Annotated in this window: 1 rRNA gene; it reads right to left on the bottom strand. The window is 43.6% G+C overall.

The features are described 5' to 3' along the window. A 16S ribosomal RNA gene (locus ACTNB3_RS17975) occupies positions 1–116 on the bottom strand; the annotation flags it as partial. Between the last annotated feature and the right edge of the window lie 205 nt (positions 117–321).

Here is a 321-nt window from a genome sequence, read left to right as displayed (position 1 = left end):
CCACTCAGTCACTATTACCATCATCCGAAGAATCGAGTAAAAGTGCTTCGTTCGACTTGCATGTGTTAGGCACGCCGCCAGCGTTCATCCTGAGCCAGGATCAAACTCTCGCATAAAAAAGTTAGGTCTGGTCTTTTCAGACCTTACGGTTTATGCGCTCCGTGCGTTCTTGGTGAGGTCCTTTCGAACCTAGAACCATCGGAGCTTCATTGTTTGTATCCAGTCCAGAATCGCTTGGCAATTCTGTTCCTTCTTACTGTTTTTAGGTTTGTTAAATCTGTCGATTCAACCGTTCTTGAAAAATCTCTTAAAGAATTTTCA

It is taken from the genome of Bariatricus sp. HCP28S3_D3 (assembly GCF_052065755.1).
Taxonomy (GTDB): Bacteria; Bacillota; Clostridia; order Lachnospirales; family Lachnospiraceae; genus Allocoprococcus.
This window is presented reverse-complemented; position numbering and strand designations above follow the sequence as displayed.